General features: G+C 59.0%; 3 protein-coding genes and 1 pseudogene. 3 read left to right on the forward strand and 1 reads right to left on the reverse strand.

Going from position 1 to position 2,910, the window contains the following annotated elements; genetic code table 11:
* The first annotated feature begins 124 nt into the window (after nt 1-124).
* Nucleotides 125-715 carry a helix-turn-helix domain-containing protein gene (locus tag J8I29_RS29535; protein ID WP_209434403.1) on the forward strand — a complete coding sequence of 197 codons (591 nt, stop codon included), beginning with the start codon at nt 125-127 and terminating at the stop codon, nt 713-715.
* A 10-nt stretch (nt 716-725) separates the two neighbouring features.
* Here J8I29_RS29535 and J8I29_RS29540 read toward each other — a convergent pair whose 3' ends face one another.
* Complete coding sequence (locus tag J8I29_RS29540) at nt 726-1,010, reverse strand: hypothetical protein (RefSeq protein ID WP_209434404.1); 285 nt, start codon at nt 1,008-1,010, stop codon at nt 726-728.
* 233 nt (nt 1,011-1,243) lie between these two features.
* Between J8I29_RS29540 and J8I29_RS29545 the strand changes: the two genes are divergently transcribed.
* The gene (locus J8I29_RS29545) at nt 1,244-1,732 is read left to right on the forward strand and encodes a hypothetical protein (protein ID WP_209434405.1); all 489 of its coding nucleotides are present in this window, start codon (nt 1,244-1,246) and stop codon (nt 1,730-1,732) included.
* 495 nt (nt 1,733-2,227) lie between these two features.
* Nucleotides 2,228-2,910, forward strand: a pseudogene (locus J8I29_RS29550) (hypothetical protein); the annotation flags it as partial.

The following is a 2,910-nucleotide window of genomic DNA, read 5'->3' on the forward strand; positions in this document are numbered from 1 at the left end:
TGGGCCTGCAGATCCTGGCTGCCGGACCCTATCTGGTCGAGGCTGACGCCGCCGCCGAGGCCGCGCTGAACGGCTGACAATATCGACGACAAGATCAGCCAGCCCTTGAACAGGGCTGGCTGACATGCTTTTCAGGGGCATGCGCTATGCCACGATCCTGCAGCCTGGCCAGGTTTGGATATCTCCCAATGACCGCACTCTGCGGCGGGTGATCATTGATGTCTTCAAGAGCAGGGTGCTCTATCGCATGGGTTCCGAGCCGGCAGATGCCCCTCCGAATGCGCAGTCGCGCAGCGAATTCCGGCGTTGGATTGCCGAGAATCAGGCCGAACTGGCCGATCAGGACGTCGAGGCCGGGCAGAAGGTTTCGCCAAGCGCCGAACTCGGCAAACGGATCCGGGCATTGCGGCAGGCCGCCGGCCTGACCCAGCAGCAGCTTGCCGATGCAGTTGAGGTTTCGCGAGCGGCGGTCGCCTTCTGGGAGACCGGGCGAGAAGGCAGCATCAACAAGCATCTGACCGCGTTATGTGAGGCCCTCGGGGTCGGCGAAGACACCTTGCTGAATGGGCTTGCCGAGGAGCGCATCGAGACCACCCTGTCCCCCGACGAGGCCGATCTCATCGCCCTCTATCGCATGCTCAGCCCAAGCCGGAAGCTGAGTGCGCAAAAATGGCTGGAACGCCAGACGAATCAGCACGAAGCCGGTGAGGGATGAGGCGGCTGCTTCAGAGCGATGGGCGATCTCTCTGCACTGCAATCGGGCTGCCGCTCCTGTTTTCCAGGACGTTTGCTGGCTGAAGAGCGGGCCGGCCTTTTCCCCGGAATGCCTCGGTTTTGCGCCAGTCTCCCGGGTGCATCCTCTCGAAAACCGGACATCCGTCCTCGAAATGGAGGATGCGATCATCAAAGGCCGGATAGCGCTGCGGATCGGTGGCCGGCACGCTTATTGCCGTACCGGAAACAGGATGATTGACCAAAAGTAGGATTATATAGTCAAAATAGATATCCATGCCGCTGCGTCGACGCCGCTTTGCCCGCGACGAGTTGGCTCCAAACATCGGAAGGGATCGCCTGGTGCCGGTCAGTCTCGCGAAGCCGTTGCATTCGCCCTCGCCCTCTGGCCTGTTTGATGCCGCTTTGCACAATTCCGGAACTGAGCCCGGGCTTTTCGCCGCCGGTCGCGGGCGCGGGCTCGTCCTGCCTCTCATCCTCGGCCATGAGGGGTAAGGGCATGTTGGATTCCTTGCCGCAGGCCGATACGGCGGATCATAGGATGGTAGGTGATCCGGCTCTTCGCCTCCGGTTCGACGGACGCGAATGCAGGCCGGTATCGATCGAAGGCGCCATTCACACCTTTGCCGTGCCGCCTGGCTTCAAGCAGGTGCGGCTCATCTCGCGGTCCGGCCAGGCCGAGCCCGCGGCGGATGGCGAGCGCGTGCTCGGCGTGGCGGTTGGGCGCCTCTGCTTGCGCGGCATGTATGGTCTCCGCGAGATCGCGCTCGACCATCCGGGATTGAAAGAAGGGTTTTATGCCTGCGAACGGCAAGGCGCGGTCATGTGGCGCTGGTCGAACGGGGATGCTCGGCTACCTGCCGACCTGCTCGACTATGACGGCTCCCAGCCGATCCTGCTCGAGATCCACCTTCATGCCAGATTACCGGCCTACCGGGTCGAAGTTGATGAAGGTGTCGGCACTGCTGACAAGGCGGCCGGCAGAAGTGCCGTAGCATAGCAGGATTGTTCGTGGGGGGCGTAGGTTATCGAAGCAAAATTGGTATATCGCATAGCGTGATCCTGCCCATATGAATGACAGTTATCCTCTCTATTTTGCAGTTTTATCTCTACATCTTATCCATAAAACAGAATGATATTTTATTATATTTGAAGAAAGATGCCAATTTGATGGATTAGGGCGGGCCTAAGGCAGGATTTCTACAGTCTTTTTCCGCTCTGATGATTTTTTGTAACACTGTGCTCAAAAGCGATAGATCGTGGCGAGCCGAGATGTAATTGGCATGGCGACATCGCTCGTCAACAGATAGTAATGTGTTCGACGTATCGATGAAGATGCCGATTAGGAGCTTGAAGCCCAGGGATGATCGTTTTTCTGTTTGGCTAAGCTTCGCCGTTTGGTGGGGTGTCTCGATCATCCGAGACGTGGATGCAGGGCCGGTACTGACCTGCCTCCGCAATCGGAACTGAAAGCGTGTTTGAATACCGGTGTAGTATGGGCAAGAGCTCTCGTTTCTGGACAAAATTGGCGCCGATCAAGAAGGTGCACCATTTCGCGGCCTCAGGGCATCAGGCCAGCCAGGACCTTGATCTGCCCGGCGATTTCGACTGGCAGGTCTACGTCAGCTCCCACACCGATCTGCAGTCCTTTTCTCAGGCCAGGGCCGAGAAACACTATGCCAGTCATGGCGCGGCGGAGGGCCGTCTCTATAGCGAGAAAGGAATCGCCCAATATATTGCCGAGCTGGAAGCCGAGCACGGCAAATTGCCGGAGCTGTTCGATTGGAAGGAATATCTCGACCGCTATCCCGATCTCATCTCCCTCGGCTCGTCCTATGCGGCTGCCAGGCACTTCCTGCAACATGGCCGCAGGGAAGGGCGCGTTCCCTACCAGTTCGATGCGGACCTCTACCGCTCTCTCTATTTCAAGGGCGTTCAGATGCCGAACGACGCCTTGCTGGAGCATTACCAGTCCATCGGCAAGCGTGCCGGCGCCGTCGCAACGCTCGACCAGCTTGCGCAGGCAGAAGGTCTGGCGGACGGATACTGGCTGCGGTTTCTTGATCTGGAGGAGTTCAACCTGCTGAACTCGCGGTGGGTTGGGCAGGTGTCGAACAAGCAGGAGGCTTTGCGGGCGATGATGCGGGAGGGGTTCGAGCGCCTGGCGCCGATTTCCTT

Origin of the sequence: Labrys sp. LIt4, assembly GCF_017813775.1 — a bacterium.
In the GTDB taxonomy this organism is placed as follows: domain Bacteria; phylum Pseudomonadota; class Alphaproteobacteria; order Rhizobiales; family Labraceae; genus Labrys; species Labrys okinawensis_A.